Consider the following 1561-nt stretch of genomic DNA (forward strand, 5'->3'; position numbering starts at 1 on the left):
TGAATATTCTTGCTGACTCCTATGACATCATCAAAGAAATGTTCGGAGTCAAATTCCGGGTTCTCTCGGAATGGTATATCTATCGGTTCCACACTTACCATTCTGTCAATGGGGAGATTGAACAAAAGAAGATCGTCTGCCTTTGATCCAAACAAGAACCATCGATTTCGAAATTCCTTCAAAAGATAGGGGCACAGAATGAACTTGGTTGGTTTTTTAGCCGTGAATGACTGGTACATGATTTTCAGGGTCTGCTTATGTGCAATATAATTATAAAGAGGATTGAGCAAACGAAGTCCTTTCAGGTCAGGAACATTATCAAAATGTACAATGGGTTTTCTATTGTTCTTGGAAACGGCAAGTTTATCTTGTAAACGGTTAACGACATCACTCATTTCGGTGAATTGGTCAAAATCCTGCAACTGACGAAGCATGTCCACTGCTTCTTTCATCACCTCATAATCGTTTTGTGACATAGGCATATCTGTAATAGAATAGTCTGGGTCGGCATAGCGATAGTATTTGTGGTCATATACTTCGATAGGGGCATTATAACCTAACTTGTCTGAGCGCATCATCTGAAGATCCCCCTGAACTGTACGAACAGAGACTCCTTTACAAATACCTTCCATATCATATAAAGCATCCGAGCAAGCATCAACCAGATCTTCAAGCGTCCATCGGCGATAGCGGTTACGAAGACAGTTATCTATGGTTTTGTAGCGAATCAAAGCATTCTTGTTTGCAGGCATAATTGTCGTTATTTTGTTATTGTTGGCACAAAGATACAAAATATCTACGCAACCTATTTGCGCAGAAGTAAAAAAATGCACTTATTGGACTGTTTTTTATAACTTTTTTCAGTTACGCAGAAAGATTGCATAGTGCATATTTAACTTTGCAACGCAATTCAAGAAAAACAGAATGTGCAATGAACTGAGCTACGAAGCACCACTATTATTTAATTAATGTGTAATAACAAAAAGGAGAAAAGACTATGGAAGTAAAGATGATCAACAACTGTCCCGTCAAGATATGGACAGACTATGTAGAAAAATCAGCAATGCGTCAGATAGAGAATCTGACTACCCTGCCCTTCCTCTTCCATCACCTTGCCATTATGCCCGACGTGCATACTGGTATGGGAATGCCTATCGGTGGTGTGCTTGCCTGCAAAGATGCCGTCATACCCAATGCCGTTGGCGTGGATATTGGTTGTGGAATGTGCGCAGTAAAGACAAACTGGAAGGTCGCAGATATTCCAACAGATGTACTTCGTAAGCAAATAATGCGTGGAATACGAAAGCGTATCCCCTTGGGCATGGACCACCACAAAGAGGCTCAGGACGAAAAGTACCTACCTACCGGACATGACATTGACAAGATGGAAATTGTGAAACGCCGTCAGGAATATATTACCAAAGAAGTGGGAACGTTAGGTGGTGGAAATCATTTCATTGAGTTACAGAAGGATGAAACAGGTACACTATGGATTATGATCCATTCTGGTTCCAGAAATCTTGGAAAACTTGTCGGTGATTACTATAACGAGAAGGCAAAG

The 1561-nt window shown here is 40.6% G+C and carries 2 protein-coding genes; one reads left to right on the forward strand and one right to left on the reverse strand.

The window, feature by feature from the left end:
- Positions 1-752 (reverse strand): YafY family protein (locus CIK89_RS06065; RefSeq protein ID WP_094390507.1); only part of this gene is annotated, 752 nt, incomplete at its 3' end.
- A gap of 245 nt (positions 753-997) precedes the next feature.
- Between CIK89_RS06065 and CIK89_RS06070 the strand changes: the two genes are divergently transcribed.
- Positions 998-1561, forward strand: a 564-nt coding sequence (locus CIK89_RS06070) for an RtcB family protein (protein WP_144007362.1), incomplete at its 3' end; no start/stop codon positions are given.

The organism is Prevotella sp. P4-119 (genome assembly GCF_002251345.1).
Taxonomy (GTDB): Bacteria; Bacteroidota; Bacteroidia; order Bacteroidales; family Bacteroidaceae; genus Prevotella.